Source organism: Microcoleus sp. C2D2 (assembly GCF_036702495.1).
Lineage (GTDB): Bacteria > Cyanobacteriota > Cyanobacteriia > Cyanobacteriales > Microcoleaceae > Microcoleus.
On the sequence record NZ_JAUBTO010000010.1, the window covers coordinates 86,713 to 109,626 of the forward strand.

Below are 22,914 nucleotides of genomic sequence, written 5' to 3' on the forward strand. Positions count from 1 at the left end.
GTTTTGAGTTGGGAATTTTGAGTTTAAAATTCTGGGTTAAAGACTTAAAAAAATCTTAGTTCGGAACTCAAAACTTTTCCCAACTTCTAACTTTAACAACAGTAGGGCGGAGACGGCCCGCCCTACTAAACATCAATTTTGAAACGACAGCTTGCAACTTTCTGACGGACTCTTATACCAAAACCGGGTTTTATGACCCCTTCAATCATTCTGGTAATAGCTCTTGGTATCAAAAAAAGCCATTACCAATTACCCAATAATCAGCGGGTTTATTAAACCGAATTTGGTATTAATAGTAGTCTGATTCAGTTTGTGTCTGTGGCATGGCAAAATTGGAGGGGTCGTGAATGTAACGCGCTGCTTCTTCCTCTAGTCTGTGAATCAGATAGGGTTCCAGACTGTTGGAATGTCGCAGGGCGGCTAAATAGCCGTCTAAGTAAAGCCGCAGGTCATCGAAGCGATAACCTCTATTCCACATTTCGACGAGGGCGTCGGTGAGTTTTTGGTAGTGCCTGATTGTTTGGGTGTCTTGTAGCATGGTGTGAGGTTGAAATCCTTTGTGGTTTGTATAATGACGGCGGGATTTAGGAACGGCCTGGATTGATGCTGATTGGCTCAGCTTGAGGCTATTTCTAAATAAAAGTTTTTACCCTGCTCAACAGGCTACCCTCCATAAAAAATTTCACTCGCTGCAATGCAGTGGCTCGACTTTTTTGCCCGCACCTAGATAATCCGCCGTGCGTTTAATTGAGTCGGGATGTTGCTGAATTTTGCGGTCAAAGTGGGTGAGTCTTCCAGCTACCGAGCGAACGGTTGGAGGAATTTTAGTTTCAGTTGCGCGATTTGTCAACCTCCTATCGGTGGCGGCCCGGCGAGGGGGTTCGGTTGTGGCAGGCGGTTGGGGCATGGGATCGATCGGCTTTACACTGTCTTATTTTCATTGTAAGCTTACCGCCAGAATGATTTAACCTTTCTGCAGGCTGACGCTGCCAAATTGACCAAATCTTTAAAATTCCTACCCTGGGTTTGTTCTTAGCTTTAAATGCAGCTCATGCTTGAGTAGCAAGGGTTACAAAACCTTGACAAAAGCTCTGTTAATCTGGTAGCAATTAGTGATATGGGAAGCTCGCCTCTGTGGAATCTGCAAGTATTTCAATTGTTGAAGGCAATCCGCACCTGCGATCGCTCTTGGGCTGGCATCTACAGCAAGTCGGTCACTGGGTGCACCAGTCAGCGGATATCAGTCACGCTAGGGAAATATTTTTCAGCCGCCAGCCAACCCTAGTCATTCTCGATGCCCAATTGCCGGATGGGGACGGTTTGGAATTTTGCCACTGGCTGCAACAGCAGCAGCAGTCGCTGATTTTGATGCTGTCGGCTCGGAATTCGGAATCGGATATTGTTGAAGGTTTGAAGTCGGGCGCAGACGATTACCTGACTAAACCCTTTGGGATGCAAGAGTTTATGGCCAGGGTGGAAGCTCTGATGCGCCGCAACCGCACGATGATACCGCCGGCGACGCTGGAGTGCGGGCTGCTGAAAATTGATTTGGTGCAGCGCCGAGTCAGGTTGTACGAGGAACATATCGAGCTGACTCCCCAGGAATTTAGCCTGCTGTACGTGCTAGCTCAAGCTGGAGGGGTGCCGCTGTCGCGCTCGGATTTGCTGCGTCGGGCGTGGCCCGATGCTATTGATAACCCCCGGACGATCGACACTCACGTACTCTCTCTGCGTAAAAAAATCGAAATCGACCCGCGACAGCCGAGCCTGATTCAAACTGTGCGGAATGTCGGCTACCGACTAAATCTGGAGTTGTTGAACAATGCCAATCAACCGCATTCACCAGTGCCGAAGGCGGTGCTTTCCTAGAGTATTCAGTAGGTAATTGCAAAAAAACAAGTAGTAAGGTGCGCGGCCCGGCGCAGGCTACAAATCCTGTTCAGGTTGGGAATTGATTGGCGATCGCATCGGTTTTCGCTGCCATAATAAAGTCATTGCGGTGCAGTCCAGAAATCGCGTGAGTCCACCAAGTAACGGTAACTTTTCCCCACTCGGTTAACAATGCCGGGTGATGTCCTTCGGTTTCTGCAACTTCACCGACGCTGTTTGTAAAGGCGATCGCACTTTTGAAATCCGGGAATTCGTAGGTGCGTTCTATTTGGGGGACGCCATTTTTTTCGATTAAATTCCAGTCAGGAACTTGAGGTTTGAGTTGGACAATTTCGTAAGCTGTGACGCGGGTAGAGTTTGGGTGGCAGGCGACACAGCGTTCGTTTGATAAAGGTTCCATAAATTGGGTCTTAGCGATCGGATGCTTAAACATATTAGAGACATTTTCTACTCGCAGCAAGTCGCAGGGCGCAACGTAACTAGCTAAAGAGGTAGAGGATCTCGCGGTTGGGATCGGAAGCGATCGCACCCGTTTCCTGTTATTATAATACGCGAATCGGATTTTGAGTATTAATTTTATATTACTTCTCCAAAATCATGCAACAGTAGCTAGAGCCGATCGAATGTAATCCCATCCGGTTATAGATGCTATTGTTAAGAGTGAAAATTTTTCAATAAAAGCGCGAACTTTTTCTTTCATTTTATCTAAATTATCATAAATTTCCCAGCTCAATTCTTGTTTTATATGTGGCCCGACTCTCTCGATAGGATTCAATTCTGGACTGTATGGCGGTTGAAAAAATAGTAAAATGTTGTCGGGAATTTTGAGGTTGCTACTATGATGAAACCTACCATTATCTAATTGAACAACATTTAAATTATCTGGATGTTCCCAGGCGTTCCTGAGCTAAGAATATTTGAAAACATAGACCATCCCGATGTGAAAATTCTTACCCTATACTTTCTCCTGTTTGCGGAGCTACCGCCCCATATAGATAGTAAGCTTTAAAAATCCCTTGAACTAAACCTATTGGTTTGACGCAACGGGCTGTATTTTTTTTCCTTTCAATGGTTTTTAAGCCGAATCTAGTTTCATCTTGACACCAATATTTGAGACCATTTTTTGCTGGATTAGGGGTAGTGGGCTGCAACCCGAAGACAACTTTAAACAATTTTTCTAGTTTTTTTTAAACTCGATTGCTGCCACCGGATCTTTTTTGTTACTCAAACGCCTTGGTACTTTTAACTTGGCTTTCCTGCGAAGCCGTGCAGTTGCTTGTGTAAAGTTTGATATTTGACGGATACTTGATAGTTATCTTCGACCCATGCCGCAATTTATTTGTAACTATTAAACTCGCAGGATTCCTCACAGATTTTTGTCGAGATTCCTGCTATTACTTCTGAGGAAATAGAGGAGGGTCTCCCAGTCGAGCGGCGCAGCTTTAATAATGATGACAGAATTCAATTAATTATTTCGATCGAGCATTAGTCACCGCACGCGATCGCTAAACCATACCCCAATTCAGCAACGCCATCTCAGAAATTATACCAGTATGAAGGTGTGTAAAAGCTTCAAAGCTTCTGATTTCGGAAAACAGATTTCTGTAATAGCGACAATACTCTTCAATCAATTTCAAGGTTGAATTAGCTTGGCTAGGGTTAACCATAGACCTAGCTCTCGTTGGAGAGATTTTGTTCTATTATACTCTGCCGCTTAGTGACAGAAGAAGGCTAAGGAAGTGGGTTAGCAATAGTGTATTCCATCGCGGCTTGGAATTTGGGTAGAGAACGCGAAATCATTTCTTCGTTGGCAGTAAGGGAAATTCGGAAGTAACCGGGTATTTCCTGGGGAGTTCCTGGGAAAACAAATATATCTTGACTTGCTAATAACTCCGCAAAAGCAAGGTCATCACCCCAAGGTGATTTCACCAAGAGGAAGAACGTCCCATCAGGGTTATACAGGTTGTAACCCATATCCCGCAGTGCCTTCACCATCCGATCTCGCTTGTTTTGTAAATGCTCGATATTTATGTTTAGTTGCTCTAAGTCTCCTAATGCATACTGCATGAGCACACTAGGATAACACCAACCAAAAGGAGTTTGTTGTAGGTAGGCAATGATTCCTCTTATTTCTTCCCGATTAGGCATAGTGGGAGGTAAAGCAATATACCCTATACGTTGACCGGGTGCCATTAAAGTCTTGCTATAACCATATACTAAGAAAGAAAATGGGTAAAACTGAGTAGGGCTGCAACAAGTCTGGTTGTCGAAAACAATGCGGCTGAAGGCTTCATCGGAAATAATATAAATAGGCTTGCCATAGCGCTTAGAAGCCTCGTTAAGTATACCGCTCAAACTCTCCAGGGTACTAGCTGAAAAAATCTTACCTGTAGGGTTGTGGGGTGAATTGATAATGATTGCTCGAGTCCGTTCTGTAATTGCAGATGCGATCGCCTGCAAATCCATATCAAAGGTGTTTGTATCCACAGGCACACCCACCGGAACCGCACCGGTAAAATTCACCATACCCCTATAACCTAACCAGGGAGGAGTCAAAATAATTACCTCATCTCCCTCACCCGCTAACATTTGCAGACAAATCGCCAAACCAACTACAGTACCATTGGTCATAAAAATATCTTCTGGCAATATAGAAAGTCCGCGTTTATCCTGAAGAGCAGCGGATACAGCGATCCGTGATTCTGGAATATTTCCCTTGTAGCCATACCACCCTTGATTTTGCGGTACACTCCAACGCTGTAAGGCTTCTACAAACCCTGGAGGTGGTATTTCATGGGCATCACCCAAAGTAAAATCAATACTTTCCGGCTCAGTTCGGCGACTCAGATAGGTCGCTTGGGTAAAGAATTGTCTTATAGGGGTCTGGTAATTTAATAACTTTAGTAACCGTGGTGAGATAAAGTGAGTCTTCCCTTCACTTGTTGGATCTGGTATGAGCTTATTTGGATTATTTGTGTCGTACATAGTAATTGGGTAGTAGTGTATAGTAATTGCAGGTCACGGAACTCGCCTTAACGATAAATTATACTCATGGACAAAATACCGTCGCCCACATTCTTGACATTTATATCCTTGTTTACCATAAGTATGAGCGTCTTTAATAATTTTTCCATAAGGACATCTTAAAGAAGTGATACTCATATATACTCAGGAGTATTGATATTAGTTTATTAGTTTAACATTATCATGCAGCACTACCAACTATCTCACTCTTTACTGCATTACGGTATCAGTTCGCAATAATTTGTAACGCATCAGCGGTAGAACCCAGTACCCTACACCGTCCACACAATTAATAGTTTGTTTGTAAAGTTCAATTCACGATCGCCCGATCGTCCTTTTTTACCTATACTGATTAAAAGAGCGATCGGACTTTCGAGTTAACATCCTGAGTAAATTTTCTTGTGGGGTGTGCCCCCCGCGCTTCAGCAGGCTTTCCGGCTTCACAAATAATATCAATTCCGGTTGTATCGGAATGATTAAACCACAGAGGGCACAGAGGACACAGAGAAAGATAAGAGAGAGATAATAATTCCGATGTCAACGGATTTGATATAATAAATTTTCTTGTGGGGTGTCGGGCCCGAACAGGCTTTCCGGGCTGTTCCACATTAGATGCACCACTGTTTACTCACTTTCTTAGGAATGAGAATTAAATAACTTCCACAAGTTTGTGGGATGGGCGTCCCGCCCGTCTTTTTTGGACGGGCGGGACGCCCATCCCACAATCACAATTAAAATTGTAAGTTATTTAATTCGCGATCCTTCTTCAACTTTTTCTACATCAATCGCCGCTTTCTTGAAAGGACAATCATTACAACAATAGAGTTTCGATACTTCCTCGCTGTTTAAAGTTTGTTCGAGAGGGCAACGCCACACTTCCTGTTGATTTTTGTCAAAGCAGAGGTGAAAACCTACTAACCCAAAAGTCAACACTATCCCCGCCGATGAATTGATGGCACCGACTACAGTACCGAGAATCGCCTCTCCAATCATCCATTGCTGCTGTTTTGATAATCCCATAAACCATTTCCAACTCAACTAATCTGAGTGTGGAATTTCGGGATACCCGAAGGCAAAGAATGGCTGGAACTGTGCTAGTATCGGCATTAGGGATATTCGGGACTGTCATTCGGTATCGGGATTCCCGAAACTTTCCCGAAACTTTTTTTAGCAATTTACTTTCCGAAGCTATGCCCAACCAGGGAAAAGGCGAAACGTCTTGGCAGCGAGTCAGTTATTTGGTTGAGGCGCTAATAGATTATGCGTTGAATGATACAAATCGCATTTCTAATCTACACGTCAGTTGGAAAGATAACACCACTGATTTACAAGTCAAGGGGACGCTTGAAGCCCTGCGCTACTTGCTGAAAGATAGAGGGGGGTTTAAACCAAATGCAGACACATCTAAAGAGCAAGTTAAACAGTATATCGGTGACGTACTGCGTGATTATCTCGGAAAAAAGCTGAAAATTCTGGACGATCACCGCCCGGAGAGGGCAAAACGGGGTTGTAGCGATTGGAATTTTACTTTGAAGCTGTGGAGTAGAGACAAAAAAGAGAATTTGCAAAAGTTGGCAGAAGCGTGGGGCGTTAACAGCGAACCCGTTATCAGCAGTCAGATTAACAGGGGACAAAATACTGACGGCAAAAGCGAGAATGATGATGTGCCGGCAGATGCCCCTCCCGACAAAGCAATCAGGGTAGCTTTCTCTCAACTACCTGACTCTATTCCTGTGTGGAAAGGGCGGGATGAATTGGTGGAAAATTTAACGGCAAAATTAGTACAGAGGCTGCCCGATGGAACTTCGCCGCTGAAAGTATTGGCGATTATCGGGCAAGGCGGTATGGGCAAAACGAGTTTGGCTGTCAAACTTGCAGAAGCATTGGGAGTGAATTGGCAGAAGTCTGTTTTTCAAAAGGGGGAAAGTTTGCCCGGTGGCGATTACGAGTGCGCGATGTATTTCGAGGCAAAGGAGGGAACGAGTTTTGATGACGTGGCGGGATTTCTGTTAAGTGAAGGTTTGGGTATTCAGGTTGCGGAAGTGTTGAAAACTGCCGATGAAAAGATTGCGGAAATTATGGCTGGCTTGCAACAAACTCGCTGTATTTTGGTACTCGACAACCTGGAATCTATTTTGCATCCTGCTGTTGAGGCGGGAAATCCAGACATTTTGGCTGCGGCGCAGGTACATCGAGCAATTTCACCGGATTGGGGTAAGTTGCTGAATGCTTTGGTTTATCAGCGGCACCAATCGCAAACGATTTTAACCAGCCGGGAAGTGCCTGCGGATTTGGCACCTACCCGCTATCCGGGGTTAGCACCGGATTCGGAATTGGTGCATATAGAAGTGTTGCAAGGTGTGGATTTTGCGGCGGGTGTCGAGATTTTGCAGCAGCGAAAGTTGACTGATAAATTAGCTGATTTGCAGTGGATATCTCAGCGGGTTGAAGGTCATGTTGTTTTATTCACTTTATTGGCATCTCTTGGCAAGGGGAGACCGGGATATTTGCGGAAGCATCCTGAATTGGTAACGGAAAATGCAGAACCTATCTTGCAAGAACAACTAGCAAGGCAAAGTGAAGCGGCCAGAGATTTACTGTGTCGGATGTGTGTTTTGCGAGTGCCGATAGATGTCAGGGGTTTAACTTTTTTGCGGCTGTATGCGGATGATGTTGAACAAGATAGCCGCTTGGAATTAGCAGCAGTATTAGAGGAACCTGCGGAATTTACAGACGCAGAAATTAGCGAGACAGCCGCAATTTTAGAGCGATTAGTCGGTGCGAGTTTGGTGCAGAGTCGTTATGACGAGGATAAATGTGAGGAGTTTTATGATTTGCACCGGGTGATTGAGGAGTTTTTGCAAGGGGAATATAGAGATGAACTGCCAAAGCTGCTGGAAAGTGTTTATAAGTTTTACTGCACTGGTAAAACTGTGGAAAATCCTCAAAGTTTAGAAGATTTACAAGCTGTTCTAGAAGCTCAACATTTTGCCTTTAGGTTGGGCAACTATCCCGAAGCTTACTACTTAATCCCAGATGAATACTTAAGAACGTGGGGATACTGGAATTTATCAAAAGAATTGTACGAGCAAATATTACCTTATGTTGAAGGCGAGCGACATTCTTATTGCTTGATAAATTTAGGTGCAATTCATCGGAATTTGGGGAATTGGGATTTAGCAGAAAAATATTTTAAAGATGCGCTAGCCATCGCAGAAGCAGAAGATAATAAGAGTGGCATGGCAAATTCTTGGGCATGGTTGGGATATATCGAGCGAAAACGTGGCAATTGGGATGAAGCTGAGAAACTCTACCGGCAATCTTTGGAAATGATGACAGAATTGGGCGATCGATGGGGCATGGCATCTTCTTGGGGATTGTTGGGAGATATCGAGCGAAAGCGCGGCAATTGGGATGAAGCAGAGAAACTCTACCGGCTATGTTTGGAAGTTGAAACAGAATTGGGCGATCGCGAAGGGATAGCAAAGTCGATCGGTTGTCTCGGAGACAATGAACTTGGTAGAGGCAATCTAGATACAGCAGAACAACTGTTAACAGAAGCTTTAGGAAAAATGCAAAAACAGGGGATGACTTGGCATATTGCCGAAGTTAACTACTATTTAGCACGCCTTGAGCGATCGCGCGGCAACACAGAAGTTGCTCAACAACATTACGATACAGCACATCAAATTTTTCAACAATTGGGAGCCGCCAAGGATTTGGAGAGAATCGAGAGAGAATGGCACAAATCTGATTAGATATCATATCGTTTCCGGTGGCATCGGAATGATTTAACCACAGAGGACGCAGAGAACACAGAGGGAGACAAGAGAGAGATCAATAATTCCGATGAAGAGCGGAATTGATATCACTCGGCGATTGAAATCGCTATCGAGAATCAGGGAAATCTCCCAGTAGGCGTTCTGCTAATTCTAAAAACTGTTCTGCTGGCGCGATTAATTGATTAGCCTCGGCTTCTGTAATTGCCGAATCGATATCATAATCCCCCTGATTTCGCAAATCTTGAGCATCAATTAAGTAGCGGTGAAACTCGACCGGAACCCGCCCTGTACGAGCAAAATCTCGACCAAATGCCGAAATCACAGCAGCATGACTGGAAAAAGTTAAACCTTCATTCAACAAGAAAGCTTCGGCAACATAAAACATCGTGTAATAAGCTCGTGACGCTGCAAAATCAAAAAGTTAATTAGTTGCTAGTAACTCAGCGGCGCAGGCTTTCAGCAGCTTTTCTCAATAGAGCAATTTGTTCTGGTTTCAAATCAATACTCCTTCTCTACGAACATTTAAAAAGAAAGGACTTTCTTCTTGCTGAAAACGTGTTGCAGAGGCAAAAGCACGCGAAATTACGACCGCACGATCTAAGCACAAAGCAGCAATAAATTCACTGGTGCGAGCGATTTCTTTGCCAGCATGAACGGGTTCGTTCAGCACAACTAAAATGTCAATATCAGAATCTTGTCTCGCATCTCCTCTAGCTTGGGAACCGTAGAGAATTAACTGCACGAGTCTTTCGCCATATAACTTGTGAAAGTAGTGGCGGAGTTCTGCTAAAATTTCTGGTAAATTATCGTTCATTTTGATTTGTTATGTTTGTAATATTGTTTCCGGTTGCATCGGAATGATTAGCAGCCAAAATGAGGAGACGGCAGTGCCGTGTCCCTACAATGTTATTTTGGGTAGGGAGACGGCAGTGCCGTCTCCTCTATATCATAAGGAGTGTAACCGGAATTGATATAACTGGTTCCCAGACATAGCCTAGGAACCAGTAAAAAACGCATCAACCGATAACTTTCTTAATCAAATCCAACTTACCTAGATAGGGAGCGTAGCGCCATTTTAAGTCAAGTAAAAATGACTTTTGCAGCACGCTTTTTTGATGCGAAAAAGTGTCAAAACTTGCTTTGCCGTGATAGGTGCCGATGCCACTGTCGCCAACTCCGCCAAAAGGTAAACTTGTTACTCCCACTTGCATAACCGTGTCGTTTATGCAAACTCCGCCGGAAGAAGTTTCCCGCAAAACTCGCTCTTGTTTCTCTTTATCCTTCGAGAACAAATACAAAGCTAGGGGTTTGGGACGGGCGTTGATTTGGGCGATCGCCTCCCCCAAATCATCATACTCCAAAACTGGCAAAATCGGCCCGAAAATCTCATCCTTCATCACAGGCGCATCCCAGGAAACCTTGTCGAGAACCGTCGGTGCAATATATTTATCTTCGGGGTTTGTTTGACCGCCGGCGACAACTTCTCCGTCTTTGATAAACTCTGCCAAACGTCCTAAATGATGCTGATTGATAATTCGGGAATAGTCGGGACTTTTCTGCGGATCGTCGCCGTAAAATCCGTGAATTGCTGTTTTAATTGCCTCGATCAAATCAGGTTTAACTTTTTTATCAACTAACAGGTAATCGGGAGCGATACAAGTTTGACCGGCATTGATAAATTTGCCCCACGCAATGCGTTTAGCCGTGTATTCAACTTGAATATCTGAGTCTACAATGCAAGGACTTTTGCCGCCCAATTCTAATGTCACGGGTGTCAGGTGTTTGGCTGCGGCTTCCATGACTATTCTACCGATTTTTGTGCCGCCTGTAAAGAAGATGTGGTCGAATTTTTCCGCTAATAATTGTTGGCTGATTTCCACTCCTCCTTCGACGGCGGCTACATAGGCGGGATCGAATGTTTTGGTAATCAAGTCGGCGACAACTGCCGACGTGTGCGAGGCGATTTCTGAAGGTTTGAGGATGGCGCAGTTGCCTGCGGCGATCGCCCCGACTAAGGGTGATATCATTAGCTGAAATGGGTAATTCCAAGGCCCGATGATTAAAACAACGCCCAAAGGTTCTGGGTAAATGCGGGCCGATGCTGGGAATTGATCGATCGAAGTAGGCACTTTTTTCGGCTTGGCCCACGATTTAACGTTTTTGATGGCATAATTAACTTCTGCGATCGCAGCAAGTTCAAAATAAGCCTCGTACTCTGGCTTGTTCAAATCAGCGTTGACAGCATCGACAATCCGTGATTGATTGGAAGCGATCGCACTTTTGAGATTCTTGAGCTGTTCGATCCGAAAATCCACATCCTTAGTTTTCCCAGTCGCAAAAAATTGCCGCTGCTTCTGGATAATATCGCTGACGCTGTTTACCATCTTTTGTCCTCCATGTCTATAAATAAATGTTACAACATGAAAACGGAACTTGGCTAAAGTGCGGGTGTTAAAAAAATCTACTCGTTTCGGGCCGGAAGAATTAGGATGATTGAACCGCGAAGACGCGAAGAACACGAAGGAAGAATTAGGAAGAGGAAGAGAAGAAGTAGGTATCTTGCGAGATGTCAGCGGTGCTAATCCTAAAATCTTTGCGGCAGTTGCGGATTTTGCCTTTACAAATGATTGAGAAATGCTATAAATTAGAAGCTGATAATTGTGGAACTTACAACGGAGTTGGCTTATGAGAATATCTAAGAACGATTTTTTTTTCTCTTCCTGCTGGCTGCTTTCTTTGTTTGCAGTAGTAGGATGTACCTCTAAGCCCCAAAAGCAAGTTGTCATCTGCTCGAAAGACTTTACCGAACAAGACATTCTCGCAGAAATTTTAGCACAGCACATCGAAGCTAAAACAGATATTAAAGTAAAACAAGAACAGAATCTCGGAGGTTCGCTTTGCCATCAATCCCTAACAGCAGGTAAAATCGACTTGTACGTGGAATACACGGGTACTGCTTACGCCAACATACTCAAACAAAAACCGATTTCTGACCCCAAAAAAGTCTTCGATTACCTCAAACAAGAATATCCCAAACAGTTTAAAGCAGAATGGACCCAACCGCTGGGATTTAATAACAGTTTTGCGATTATTGTGCGGGGAGATCAGGCTAAAACACTCAATTTACAAACTCTCTCGCAACTTGGGAAAGCTTCACCTAACCTCCGGGCTGCTTTCGGCCCAGAATTTAACGAGAGAGAAGATGGATTGCGCGGATTGGCTAAAACTTACGGGATTAAATTTCGAGAACAACCGAAGGAATTGCTGTTAGGATTGCTTTATGAAGCGCTGCAACAAAAACAAGTAGATGTGATTGCTGGTAATACGACGGACGGTGTGATTCAAAGTTTGGGTTTAGTAGTGCTCAAAGATGACAAGAACTATTTCCCGCCCTACCAAGCAGTTCCGGTGGTGCGATCGCAAATTTTGGAAAAATACCCAGAATTGCGTCAAGTTCTCGCAGAATTGGGCGGCAAAATCTCCGAGGAAGATATGCGTAAACTAAACTATCAAGTTGACGGACAACAGCAGGAAGCACGACAAGTGGCGCGGGAGTTTTTGCAGCAAAAGCTGGGCGGTTCCCAGCCCGCACCTAGCGCAAAGTAATCGGCAGTTTCTCTCCTAAAAGTTCACTTTATATGCGTAGCAGCTTACTTAAAAGTTGGGATTAGAAATTGGTAAGTATTGGGATTTGTACGGTTTCAGAAATTTTATGAGCTAGCTTTTTAAAGTCTCCGTAAACACTTTGCACGGCCTGGATGTGAGAACCCATTGCCCCATCCGCAGGTTTGAGGTGGAACATAGGTTTATGGGCTTCTTGAGCAAGCAGCATGAGACTCGGATAGTGTTTTAGCAAAGCTAAACAGTGAGGATCTTCGGCGATGGAAAGCGTGCTATTTTCCGATTCATTGAGCACAGCTTCCCGATAAATATTAGGAATCCGTGCAATCCATCGCTGATAAGCTTTCACTGGGCGGTATAGCCGTACCGAGTGTTGCATGACAATATAGCCAACAGGTTGCATTTGACCTTGAGGAAGCTTTAAATCAGGGGCAGGATTTTTCTCTAATCTTTCCCGCCATTCTTGCCGCCAGCGTCTGAGAGTTGGGCCGAGATTTTTCAATCCTTGCAGTGAGAATAAATCCGGTGATAGAGGAACTACTACATAGTTAGCTGCAATCAAAGCGGCCCGGTTAATCGCTCCTAAATTCGGACCGATGTCTGTCAAAACTACATCTGCTTGATGAACTTCTGCTGCGTTTTGCAAGAGCCGCCAAAAAGCAGAAATGACCCGAAAAGAACGCTCCTTGCGATCCGTGCACCCGGGCCATTCTGCTGAGAGGTCATCTTCAAATCCAGAGAACAATAAATCTCCTACCAAGAGTCCCAATCTTTCTTCAATTTGCTCTACTTCTGGAGTAGCAATATCACCAATTCCTCTAACTAAAGGCTGTACGCAGCGAAAAACTGTGTTAGGTAGGTTATTGCCTTCCCACAATTCTTCTAAACGTTCTTCATCTAGAAAAGCAGCAGTCAGATTGGCTTGGGGGTCTAAATCTGCTGCTAGCACCCGCAGTCCTAAATTGCGATACATCCAGGCTAAATGATAGACTAGCGAAGTTTTACCGACGCCACCTTTATTATTGAAAAAAGCAATAATGGGTACTGTCACGGATGCCTCCTAATAATTACTAAAACATGAGCATCTTCGACAACAAACTCTGGTGGTGGACTGCCATTTTTTTGCAGTGAATTGCGAGCGGTGGGGATACCAATTCCAAACCTTTGTACATAACCAAGATTTTTTAAGGCTTCTGCTAAGTTTGGATTGCGGTAGTCAGTGATTCCAGGCATACCAAAATTTTGTCTGTTAACTTGTCCAAACGGCCCCCCGGGGTTTTGAATTTCAATGCGATCGCTAAACCAGGTAATTCTTACTGGTGCATACGTCCCTTCATAGGTGCGGTGCAAGAGCGCATTTCTAGCAAGCTGTTGCAGTGCTACTAACGGGTAATCTGGCTGCTGGATTTCCACTGACTGAGCGGTAATATCAGAAGCTATTGAGATATGAGATTGCAGTATTTCATCTAACACTCTCAGCATCATAGAAAGTGGCCCGGCAATTTCTTTCTGATCTTTAATTGGGTCAGTTAGCTCAGTTCCCTCAATTCGCAAAAATTGAATGTAAGCACCCGGTATCAATTGCCTGGGGTCTTTTCCTACTACCAATATACCTAAATTTGTTGGCTGAATTGACGGTAAAGTGGTAATAAATCTTACTGATGCTAATTGGTGTTCGACGGTTCTTTGATTTTCTTCTAATATGTCACTAGGCAATGTGGAAGGTAGATATTCCTGTTGAAATAAAGTTAAATTTAAGTCATCTAGTGTCCCGGAAGGCAAAGATTGAATATCAAAAGGTAAATCTCTGGAACGCCGTTTTTCTGAGAGACGGCGCTCTTCTTCGGCTGTGGCAGTAGCGCGGCGGGGGCCCACCCGTACCCAGATTCGCCCGTCATAGCGGACAGGGGGTGCATATGATGGTTCTACAATGACTGCTGCTAACTCGCATCCCGCAAGCGTTCGCTTTTGCACGGTTATCGCGGGAAAAGGCAGTATATTTCCATCTGAACGCATATTCGAGAGGGTTAGTAAAAGTTGATCGGTGATGCTTAAATTGGCACAGCTTCCATCATCATTAACACCTATAAATAGTACCCCTGGCTGTTGGTGGTTTGGCAAGTCGTTGGCAAAAGCGCATATAGCCTGACAGAGTTTACCTTTATCGGATGTTGAGGCCTTGCGCTCTACTCGATCGGATTCCATGTCTTTGAGGAGAGTTTCTAACTGACTGTCATCCATGCTTTAACTTATTTCTCGTAAATTATTCTTACTGCTTGCTAACAGCAGACTGCGGCTATTTGGGAATTGTTAAGAGTTAAAAAAGAAAAGTTTATTGTCAATTACTACTTACCAATTTCCCGAATCAGCCGCTCAATTAAATTTCTAATTCACTTCACTCAGCCGCCGCAAATTCAAAACATCGCTCATCTTTTTAATTTGCATACAAGTCCGCTCGAACTGTTCCTTATCCTCAATATCCATGCACAAGTCAATTAATGCGGGCAAACCGGGATAGGTTTTTACTTGAGCGCTGCGGACGTTGACTTTGTTGTCCTTTAAATGCGACAATACATCGTTGAGAACTCCTACTCGATCGAGAGCCTCAATTTGAATGTTGACAGCATAAGTATTCGGGCGGCTAGCATTGCGATCGCTCGAATTCCAACTCACAGGAACTAACCGATCGCCCGGTACGCTCTCCACATTTACACACCCTTGTCGGTGAATGGAAATTCCGCGAGTGCGAGTCACAACTCCAATAATTGCTTCCCCAGGAATCGGACAACAACAGCCGGATAAATGGTAGAGCAATCCCTCTACACCTGCGATCGGCGATTTGCTCGGAGACGAACTCGGTACTGGTTTCGGTGTCGTCGATGCAGGTATTAGCTGGGGCAATTCCTGTCCTCCTGCGGGAGCAGCTTCAATTTTTTGCTGCACTTTTACTAAATCTCGCAGTCGATTTACTACGAGATTTAGGGTGACTTCGCCGTAGCCCAAACCGGCTATTAAATCTTCGACGCTGTGATAGTTGCAGCGCTGAGCCACAGACTGCATGGGTTCAGATTTCAGCAAAGATTCCAAGCCGTTTTTACCTAATTCTTTTTCCAGCAATTCCCGCCCGCGAGCGAGATTTTCATCTCGGTGCGATCGCTTCAACCACTGGCGAATTCGGTTTTTGGCTCCGTTTGTCTTGACAAAGTTCAGCCAGTCGGAACTCGGATGACCATTTTTTTGGGTCAAGATTTCTACAATATCGCCGTTCTTTAAAACCTTGTCTAGTGTTACCATTCGCCCGTTGACTCTCGCACCGGTGCAGCGATTGCCAATTTCTGTGTGAATGCGGTAAGCAAAATCTACGGGAGTTGACCCGCTATTGAGAGCAATCACGTCTCCGTTAGGAGTAAAAACGTAAATATCTTCGTCGAATAAGTTGTCCTTAATGCTTTGTAAATATTCGCGATCGTCTTTGAGGTCGCTTTGCCATTCTAGGAGTTGCCGCAGCCAAGTAAATTTTTCGTCGTCGCCGGTGACTGTTGTGTTAGAACCGCCAGTTTCTTTGTATTTCCAGTGCGCGGCAATGCCGTATTCTGCAATGTGGTGCATTGCTACGGTGCGAATTTGCACTTCGATGGGGCGGCCGCTGGTTCCGATTACTCCGGTGTGCAAAGATTGATAGCGGTTGGCTTTTGGTAAACCGATATAATCTTTAAAGCGGCCGGGAATCGGGCGGAAAGAATCGTGGACGATCGCCAAAGCCCGATAACAGTCATCATTGCTTTCTACTATGATCCGCACCGCAGAAATATCGTACACTTGGTTAAACCCTTTTTGGCGGCGCTGCATCTTCCCGTAAATCCCGTACAAATGTTTGGGACGGCCGCTAACTTCATAGCATTTAATGCCTAAATTGTCAAGCCTTTCTCGCAAACAATCTGTGACTTCTGCGAGTTGAGTTTCTCGATCGCCTCGCTTCTCGGCAACCAATTCCTGAATTTCGCGGTAAGCTTCCGGCTCTAGGTATTTAAACGCTAAATCTTCCAATTCCCACTTAAAGCGCCCGATACCCAAACGGTTCGCCAGGGGAGCAAAAATATCTCGGGTTTCTAGGGCAATAGTGCGCTGCTTTTCTTCGGACAAATGCTCCAAAGTCCTCATGTTGTGCAGCCGGTCTGCCAGTTTGACCACAATGACGCGAATATCTTTAGCCATTGCTAGGAACATTCGGCGGAAATTTTCAGCCAGGCGCTCTGTTTTGCTGGAAAAATTAAACTTAGAAAGCTTGGTGACACCTTCGACCAACTGCCGCACTTCTGCGCCGAACCGCTGTTCTATTTCTTCGAGAGTAATATCTGTATCTTCAACAATGTCGTGGAGGAAGCCGGCAGCAATCATGACGTTGTTGCCGCCCATATACCGGAGTATTCCAGCGACAGCTACCGGATGGCAAATGTAAGGTTCTCCGGATTTGCGGTACTGTCCTTCGTGCAAGTCGCGGGCAAATTCATAGGCGCGACAAATTAAGCTGTTGTCAGTCGAGCAATTCGGGTTAGAAGCCTCATCAGGCTGCGATCGAGCATTCAGGCATTCTTGGAGCCAATCGGGAACTACAGCAGGATCGATCGAAGGAGAGGGGGTCAGAGTGTTCGCGTTCATGGGGTGCACCTTTAAAACTTAGAAATACAAATGGTTAAAAGCCGATTTTCGGTTGAATTGCCGAAATTATGTGTTTAGCTATACTAAGCTAATTGAAGACCACAATTTGCAATTCCAAAAAATAGTCGATTTGTGTGTTAACTATACCTATCTCATTCCGACTCGCCCCCCGTCGCAGGTAGGAAAATATAGTGACACCACTGCCGCCGCCGCGGTCTGCCACTCGGGTAAAATAAGCCTATTTGGGCGGTAACAGTTGAGGTAGCGGGCGATCGGCTGCATCAGGCAACGCTAAGCTAAAAGCAGGAGCCAAAAGGGTCGAGTCAGGGCAGCCCATCAAAAAAAGTTCTCAAAAAACAGGGAATTGCGGCAAAAACGCACGGCTTTCCTGAATATGAGCAAACCTTAACCAAGTATCTACTTTGATTATAAATACAAATTTGTTTACAAAATCATGATATTGTCCGAAGACCGCCGCCAGTGCTACCAAGAATTGCAGCAAGCACTAGAACAACTACAAAAAACTGCTGCACAGGATAATCTGGATCGGGCCGCGCTGGCGATCGAATACAGAAAAGTGCAACAATTTTTCGGAAACCAAATTATGAGAGCCGAAAGCGATGAGTTAGACGCCTCGGAAACACCCCCAGAGCAGTCGTATTTGACGGAAATTCACAAGCAACTGCGGTTATTGGGGACAGATGTCACGTTTTTGCAAGCGTCGCGCCAGCCAGCGACAGCAAAGGCGAGGCAAACTGGGGCGATCGCGCGGCTTAACACGCTGATTGGCTACTGTGGCGCGCTGCTGCAAAAAAATTCTGGTTCTTCAGGGTCCGCCCAGATGCAGAATTAACAACTGAATTAACAGGGAATTGAGAAGGCAAGGAGAAATAAAGTGGTGGAATGTCCAAAATGTAAACATCCCAACTTAGAAGGCGGCACCTTAGCCGGCAGTATGTCAGTGGAGTGGTGTCCCAACTGTTACGGTATCTGGATTCCAGGCAGAGAATACGAAGCTTGGCAGAAAGAGCAGAGCGAGTGGTACAACAAATCCGAAAAGCCCCAGGCGACAGGCACTCTCGGCATAGAATTCACGCCCTGTGCCTACGACAGCAAAGCAGCGCTGTGTCCCGAAGACGGTCACTATCTGTCGCGGGCGAAAGTTCCCTTCAGCAGAGTGCCCTTTTACATAGAGCGCTGTATGTTGTGCGGGGGCATTTGGTGCGATAACGGCGAGTGGGACATTCTCGAAACCCTGGGATTCCACACCGAGATTGACAAGATGTTTTCTCCCAATTGGCAAGCTAAGGCCCGCGTGCAAGAACTCGCCTCTCGGGAACGTCAAGTGCTTACTGAGAAGCTGGGGCCGGATATCGCCGGATATGTGTTGGAACTCGCGGAAGTTTTAGCAGACCATCCCCACGCAGATTGTGCGGCTACTTACATACTGCGGAGAGCTGAGTTGAAGCGAAAGGAAATTTAGTCAGTTGGCTGTTGACTGTTGACGGTTGACTGTTGACGGTTGACTGTTGACTGTTAACGGTTGACTGTTGACTGTTGTTAGTAAGCGGTTGGTCGGTTAATGATGTAGTGATAAAATCTTTGTTTGTAGCAATTTCTATTGGTATTTACAAACAGCATAACTGTTGACGGTTGACTGTTGACGGTTGACTGTTGACTGTTGTTAGTAAGCGGTTGGTCGGTTAATGATGTAGTGATAAAATCTTTGTTTGTAGCAATTTCTATTGGTATTTACAAACAGCATATCGGTCTCTTGCCAATAACTAATAAGTCGTGAACAATACTAATAACTAACAAATAACCGCCAGTATATTGATAAATAATATAGCCTTTCGAGCGAAAGATGAGGTACTATCCGGCATAGGCCTCCGTGGCCTCCGTGGCCTCCGTGGCCTCCGTGGGCATAGGGCATACCTCACTTTTTTGAGAACCGCTATAAATAACAACAGACAACAGTCAACAGACAACAGTCAACAGATAACAGACAACAGATAACAGACAACAGTCAACAGACAACAGACAACAGTTAACAGTTAACAGTCAACAGACAACAGTTAACAGTTAACAGTCAACAGACAACAGACAACAGACTAAGGGCTAATGACTAATGACTAATGACTCTTCTCTATTTTCCGTTGAAAATCTGCGAGTAGCTTATCCTCAGCGGCGCGGCCAATCCGGTTGGGCCGTTGACGGGGTTTCCCTGACGCTGCAACCGGGGGAAAAGCTCGGATTAGTTGGGGAGTCTGGGTGCGGTAAGTCAACTTTGGGAAGGGCGGCGATGCGGTTGCTGCCCGATTCGACGCTGATTGAGGGGCGAGTTGGTTTTGCTGGAGAGTCGGTGTTTGACATGAATGCTTCGCGGCTGAGACGGTTTCGGGGCGAAGCTGTGGCATTGATTTTTCAAGATCCGATGACTCGTCTCGATCCTTTGATGACTGTGGGGGAACACTGCATCGAGACTTTGCAAGCTCACAGACCGAATTTGGATCGCAAGCAAGCTAAGAAACGGGCGATCGAAACTCTGGAAGCTGTGAAAATTCCGGCGTCTCGCTGGTCGCAATTTCCCCACGAATTTAGCGGCGGAATGCGGCAAAGAGTAGCTATTGCTTTGGCTCTTTTGCTGGATCCCAAATTAATTGTGGCCGACGAACCGACTACAAGTTTGGACGTAACAGTCGCCGCCCAGATATTGCAGGAATTAACCAGACTTTGCGCTTCAAGGGGAACAGCTATTTTGTTGATTTCTCACGATTTGGCGATGGTGGCCGAGTATTGCGATCGCATTGCGGTAATGTACGGCGGTAAAGTCGTAGAAACAGGGCCGGTGGAGAACGTTTTTAAACAGCCGCAGCACGAATATACTCGATCGCTCCTCAAAGCAGCTTTGCACATTCAAGCCGATTCCGAGACGGGGAAGGAAAAAGAAGGAACAGGAGAGCAGGAAAATTATCGGCTTAAATCCCAGTCAAATTCGCCTCTTTTGACAGTGACGGATTTGCAGCAACACTACAGTTTAGAAAGCAATTTATTAGATCAGTTATTTGCCCGTAATCGCCAGGTAATTAAAGCAGTAGACGGCGTTAGTTTAGAGCTAGAACGGGGAGAAATCCTAGGGCTAGTGGGGGAGTCCGGCTGCGGGAAAAGTACCTTGTCACGCACGATTTTGCAGCTAATTACCGCGACTGGCGGCAAAGTTGAATTTCAAGGAATAGATATAACTGCCGCAGGCCGCGATGCTGTGAGGAAGCACCGCCGCGAAATGCAAATGATATTTCAAGACCCCCATGCTTGCCTGAATCCGATGATGACAGTCGGGCAAAGTATTGCTGACCCTTTGTTTATTCACAAATTAGCTAATGCCAGCGAAGCTAAAAAACAAGTAATCCAAATGTTAGAGCGGGTAGGTTTGACTCCTGGGGAGGATTTCTTTCGCCGCTATCCGGGGGAATTGTCGGGAGGACAACAGCAGCGAGTTTCGATCGCCCGCGCTTTGATTACTCGGCCCCAACTGATAATTTGCGACGAACCCGTGAGTATGCTGGATGCCAGCGTGCAGACTCAAGTTTTAGAGCTGATGTTGGAGTTGAAGCAGGAATTTAATTTGACTTATCTGTTTATTACGCACGATTTGTGGGTGGCGAGGTTTTTTTGCTCGCGCATTGCGGTCATGAATGCGGGAAAAATAGTTGAAATCGGCACGACTAGAGATATTTTTACTAATCCACAGCACCCTTACACTCAGCAGTTGTTGCAGGCTGCTCCTTTACTTGCCCGGACGCAATAGAAAGGATAAAAGTGGGGCAATCTAATGTCTGTCACGGGCTTCTAAATGGATTTCTGAAATTTCGGGTTAAATTGGTTAGAGTGAAGGCAGACATTTCAAATCATCCCACCGACACCAAGCACCATATGGCAGAATCTGACCTAGGCAGTTTTGCGGTGGCACCCGAAGCCTCACTCGCGATCGCACAAGATGAAGACACCGAGATCGATCGTCCGACCGTAACTCGGTCCTCAGCATACAACAACTGGTCGGCCGACGATCCCGTGGGAGCTTTGTTCAAGGAAATGGCTCGGTATCCTCTACTGACTGCAGCCGAAGAGGTGGAGTTGGCGCGCCGCGTTCAAGAATTGGTAGCCCTGGAGAAACTAGAACAGCGTTTGCAGCAGGAATTGGACAGAGTGCCGACAAAAGCTGAACTCGCGGCGGCTGTGGGGGTGAGCGAAACTCAACTGCAACAGCTTCGCCACCAGTGTCAGTCGGCGAAACGGAAAATGATCAGCTCGAATTTGCGCTTGGTAGTTTCGATTGCCAAACGCTATCTCAATCGGGGCGTGCCTTTTCTCGATTTAATTCAGGAAGGAGCTTTGGGTTTGAATCGGGCCGCCGAAAAGTTCGATCCCGAGAAGGGTTACAAATTTTCTACCTATGCCTATTGGTGGATTCGCCAAGGAATTACCCGGACAATTGCCAATCAAGGGCGGACGATTCGCTTGCCGGTTCATATTGTCGAACAGTTAAATAAACTCAAAAGAGTTTATCGGGATTTGAGGCGTTCTCTTCAACGCAATCCCAGTGAAGCTGAACTTGCTAGAGAAATGGAAGTTACTTGCCAACAGCTTCGCTACCTCCAGCAAGTACGCCGGCAATCTTTGTCTCTCAACCATCGCATCGGCTCCGAAGAAAGTTCGGAACTTTTGGATGTTCTCGAAGATAACGCGACGCAATCTCCAGAAGCTCAGATGAATGAGATGATGATGCGCCAAGATATTTTGGAGGTGTTGGACAGTATTTTGACTGAGCGGGAAAAAGAGATTGTTGCTATGCGTTACGGTTTGCTGACCGGCGAACCTTACACTTTAGAAGAGGTTAGCAGTTTGTTCAATTTGTCCCGCGAACGAGTCCGTCAAATTCAAAATAAGGCAATGCGAAAGCTGCGCCGCCCTCAAGTGACGGAACGATTGAAAGGCTGGTTGAAATAAGCTAAAAAACATTGAGTTTAAATTTTGAAAAATTTTAAAATTATTGTGGGGGACACTCCGACGCCGCCGTAAATATCCTTGTTCAAGGTAGAAAAGCTTAATTAAAAATTACAAATTAAAAATGTCTTGATGTGGTATTTTTAATTGTTGATTGTCGCGTACTACTTACTTATTTATGTCTTCTGAGGTAATTTTGCGCCCCGCTACCCGCGCCGACGTGCCGGTGCTGTTTGATTTGATTAAAGCTTTAGCTGAGTACGAAAAATTATCTCATGCCGTTACTGGCAATGCCGTTGATTTGGAACATCATTTGTTTGGCGATCGACCTTTTGCTGAAGCGATTTTAGCAGAGTGCGAAAATCGAGTGGTGGGCTGGGCGCTGTTTTTTTACAATTATTCTACTTTTTTGACTCAGCCGGGAATTTATTTGGAAGATTTGTTCGTGGTGCCTGAGTTTCGAGGGCGGGGAATTGGCAAATCTTTGATAGTTTATTTAGCGCAGTTGGCAGTAGAAAAAGGCTGCGGGCGTTTGGAATGGAGCGTCTTGGATTGGAATGAATTGGCGATCGGATTTTACAAGGGTATCGGTGCTGATGTGATGCCCGACTGGCGGATTTGCCGGGTTGCGGGCGAGTCTTTGGCAACTTTGGCATCGAAGTAATTCAGGACCCGCGTGCCCAACCCCTACTCCCCACCAAAAATTCATCTGTTGTGGAACAGGCATCTTGCCTGTGTGTGGAACAGGCATCTTGCCTGTGTGTGGAACAGGCATCTTGCCTGTGTGTGGAACAGGCATCTTGCCTGTGTGTGGAACAGGCATCTTGCCTGTGTGTGGAACAGGCATCTTGCCTGTGTGTGGAACAGGCATCTTGCCTGTGTGTGGAACAGGCATCTTGCCTGTGTGTGGAACAGGCATCTTGCCTGTGTGTGG

21 protein-coding genes and 1 pseudogene are annotated in these 22,914 nt (G+C 45.5%); 10 read left to right on the top strand and 12 right to left on the bottom strand.

Annotated elements, in window-relative coordinates:
• Window positions 1–289: 289 nt before the first annotated feature.
• The gene (locus QUB61_RS05950; protein WP_332952841.1) at window positions 290–538 is read right to left on the bottom strand and encodes a DUF6761 family protein; all 249 of its coding nucleotides are present in this window, start codon (window positions 536–538) and stop codon (window positions 290–292) included.
• A gap of 144 nt (window positions 539–682) precedes the next feature.
• Window positions 683–907, bottom strand: a complete 225-nt coding sequence (locus QUB61_RS05955) for a hypothetical protein (RefSeq protein WP_333124886.1) — start codon at window positions 905–907, stop codon at window positions 683–685.
• A gap of 227 nt (window positions 908–1,134) precedes the next feature.
• Between QUB61_RS05955 and QUB61_RS05960 the strand changes: the two genes are divergently transcribed.
• Window positions 1,135–1,869, top strand: a complete 735-nt coding sequence (locus QUB61_RS05960; protein ID WP_333124889.1) for a response regulator transcription factor — start codon at window positions 1,135–1,137, stop codon at window positions 1,867–1,869.
• Between the two features lie 70 nt (window positions 1,870–1,939).
• Here QUB61_RS05960 and QUB61_RS05965 read toward each other — a convergent pair whose 3' ends face one another.
• From QUB61_RS05965 to QUB61_RS05975, 4 genes and pseudogenes are all read right to left on the bottom strand, one after another.
• On the bottom strand, window positions 1,940–2,419 hold the full coding sequence (locus QUB61_RS05965) for a 4a-hydroxytetrahydrobiopterin dehydratase (RefSeq protein WP_333189867.1): 480 nt from the start codon (window positions 2,417–2,419) through the stop codon (window positions 1,940–1,942).
• Between the two features lie 66 nt (window positions 2,420–2,485).
• A pseudogene (locus tag QUB61_RS39790) lies at window positions 2,486–2,752 on the bottom strand (transposase); the annotation flags it as partial.
• An 869-nt stretch (window positions 2,753–3,621) separates the two neighbouring features.
• Window positions 3,622–4,875, bottom strand: a complete 1,254-nt coding sequence (locus QUB61_RS05970; protein ID WP_333124894.1) for an aminotransferase class I/II-fold pyridoxal phosphate-dependent enzyme — start codon at window positions 4,873–4,875, stop codon at window positions 3,622–3,624.
• Window positions 4,876–5,658: 783 nt separating this feature from the next.
• Window positions 5,659–5,934: a hypothetical protein gene (locus QUB61_RS05975; protein ID WP_333124897.1), complete on the bottom strand. Its 276-nt coding sequence runs from the start codon at window positions 5,932–5,934 to the stop codon at window positions 5,659–5,661.
• Between the two features lie 59 nt (window positions 5,935–5,993).
• Between QUB61_RS05975 and QUB61_RS05980 the strand changes: the two genes are divergently transcribed.
• Window positions 5,994–8,672 carry a tetratricopeptide repeat protein gene (locus QUB61_RS05980; RefSeq protein WP_333124899.1) on the top strand — a complete coding sequence of 893 codons (2,679 nt, stop codon included), beginning with the start codon at window positions 5,994–5,996 and terminating at the stop codon, window positions 8,670–8,672.
• Window positions 8,673–8,802: 130 nt separating this feature from the next.
• On the opposite strand, the gene QUB61_RS05985 is transcribed toward QUB61_RS05980, so the two are convergent.
• The 3 genes from QUB61_RS05985 to QUB61_RS05995 all read right to left on the bottom strand — a co-directional run bounded on the left by QUB61_RS05985 (window position 8,803) and on the right by QUB61_RS05995 (window position 11,080).
• Complete coding sequence (locus QUB61_RS05985) at window positions 8,803–9,081, bottom strand: HEPN domain-containing protein (protein WP_333124901.1); 279 nt, start codon at window positions 9,079–9,081, stop codon at window positions 8,803–8,805.
• 108 nt (window positions 9,082–9,189) lie between these two features.
• Window positions 9,190–9,510 (bottom strand): nucleotidyltransferase domain-containing protein, encoded by a 321-nt coding sequence (locus QUB61_RS05990; protein WP_333124904.1) that lies wholly within the window; start codon window positions 9,508–9,510, stop codon window positions 9,190–9,192.
• Between the two features lie 202 nt (window positions 9,511–9,712).
• A complete protein-coding gene (locus QUB61_RS05995) occupies window positions 9,713–11,080 on the bottom strand; it encodes an aldehyde dehydrogenase (RefSeq protein ID WP_333124907.1) in 1,368 nt (455 codons plus the stop codon).
• A gap of 109 nt (window positions 11,081–11,189) precedes the next feature.
• On the opposite strand from QUB61_RS05995, the gene QUB61_RS06000 reads away from it, so the two are divergent.
• Together QUB61_RS06000 and QUB61_RS06005 are read left to right on the top strand one after the other, a co-directional pair.
• A complete protein-coding gene (locus tag QUB61_RS06000) occupies window positions 11,190–11,327 on the top strand; it encodes a hypothetical protein (protein ID WP_333124910.1) in 138 nt (45 codons plus the stop codon).
• Between the two features lie 54 nt (window positions 11,328–11,381).
• A complete protein-coding gene (locus QUB61_RS06005) occupies window positions 11,382–12,302 on the top strand; it encodes a glycine betaine ABC transporter substrate-binding protein (RefSeq protein WP_333124913.1) in 921 nt (306 codons plus the stop codon).
• A gap of 61 nt (window positions 12,303–12,363) precedes the next feature.
• On the opposite strand, the gene QUB61_RS06010 is transcribed toward QUB61_RS06005, so the two are convergent.
• The 3 genes from QUB61_RS06010 to QUB61_RS06020 form a co-directional block, all read right to left on the bottom strand.
• Entirely contained in the window at window positions 12,364–13,368 is a 1,005-nt protein-coding gene (locus QUB61_RS06010) for an AAA family ATPase (protein WP_333124916.1), read from the bottom strand.
• Window positions 13,365–14,558 (bottom strand): ATP-binding protein, encoded by a 1,194-nt coding sequence (locus QUB61_RS06015; protein WP_333124918.1) that lies wholly within the window; start codon window positions 14,556–14,558, stop codon window positions 13,365–13,367. Before QUB61_RS06015 ends, QUB61_RS06010 begins: the two co-directional genes overlap by 4 nt.
• 144 nt (window positions 14,559–14,702) lie before the next feature.
• Window positions 14,703–16,976 (bottom strand): bifunctional (p)ppGpp synthetase/guanosine-3',5'-bis(diphosphate) 3'-pyrophosphohydrolase, encoded by a 2,274-nt coding sequence (locus tag QUB61_RS06020; protein WP_333124921.1) that lies wholly within the window; start codon window positions 16,974–16,976, stop codon window positions 14,703–14,705.
• Window positions 16,977–17,430: 454 nt separating this feature from the next.
• Between QUB61_RS06020 and patD the strand changes: the two genes are divergently transcribed.
• The 6 genes from patD to QUB61_RS06050 form a co-directional block, all read left to right on the top strand.
• Entirely contained in the window at window positions 17,431–17,829 is a 399-nt protein-coding gene (gene patD, locus QUB61_RS06025) for a heterocyst frequency control protein PatD (RefSeq protein ID WP_333124923.1), read from the top strand.
• A 45-nt stretch (window positions 17,830–17,874) separates the two neighbouring features.
• Window positions 17,875–18,459 (top strand): zf-TFIIB domain-containing protein, encoded by a 585-nt coding sequence (locus tag QUB61_RS06030; RefSeq protein ID WP_333124926.1) that lies wholly within the window; start codon window positions 17,875–17,877, stop codon window positions 18,457–18,459.
• A 645-nt stretch (window positions 18,460–19,104) separates the two neighbouring features.
• The gene (locus tag QUB61_RS06035; protein ID WP_333124930.1) at window positions 19,105–20,784 is read left to right on the top strand and encodes an ABC transporter ATP-binding protein; all 1,680 of its coding nucleotides are present in this window, start codon (window positions 19,105–19,107) and stop codon (window positions 20,782–20,784) included.
• Window positions 20,785–20,909: 125 nt separating this feature from the next.
• A complete protein-coding gene (locus QUB61_RS06040; RefSeq protein WP_333124957.1) occupies window positions 20,910–21,983 on the top strand; it encodes an RNA polymerase sigma factor, RpoD/SigA family in 1,074 nt (357 codons plus the stop codon).
• Window positions 21,984–22,158: 175 nt separating this feature from the next.
• Window positions 22,159–22,644, top strand: a complete 486-nt coding sequence (locus QUB61_RS06045) for a GNAT family N-acetyltransferase (RefSeq protein ID WP_333124934.1) — start codon at window positions 22,159–22,161, stop codon at window positions 22,642–22,644.
• A gap of 64 nt (window positions 22,645–22,708) precedes the next feature.
• Window positions 22,709–22,914: hypothetical protein (locus QUB61_RS06050; RefSeq protein ID WP_333189870.1), on the top strand; the 206-nt coding region annotated here is incomplete at its 3' end.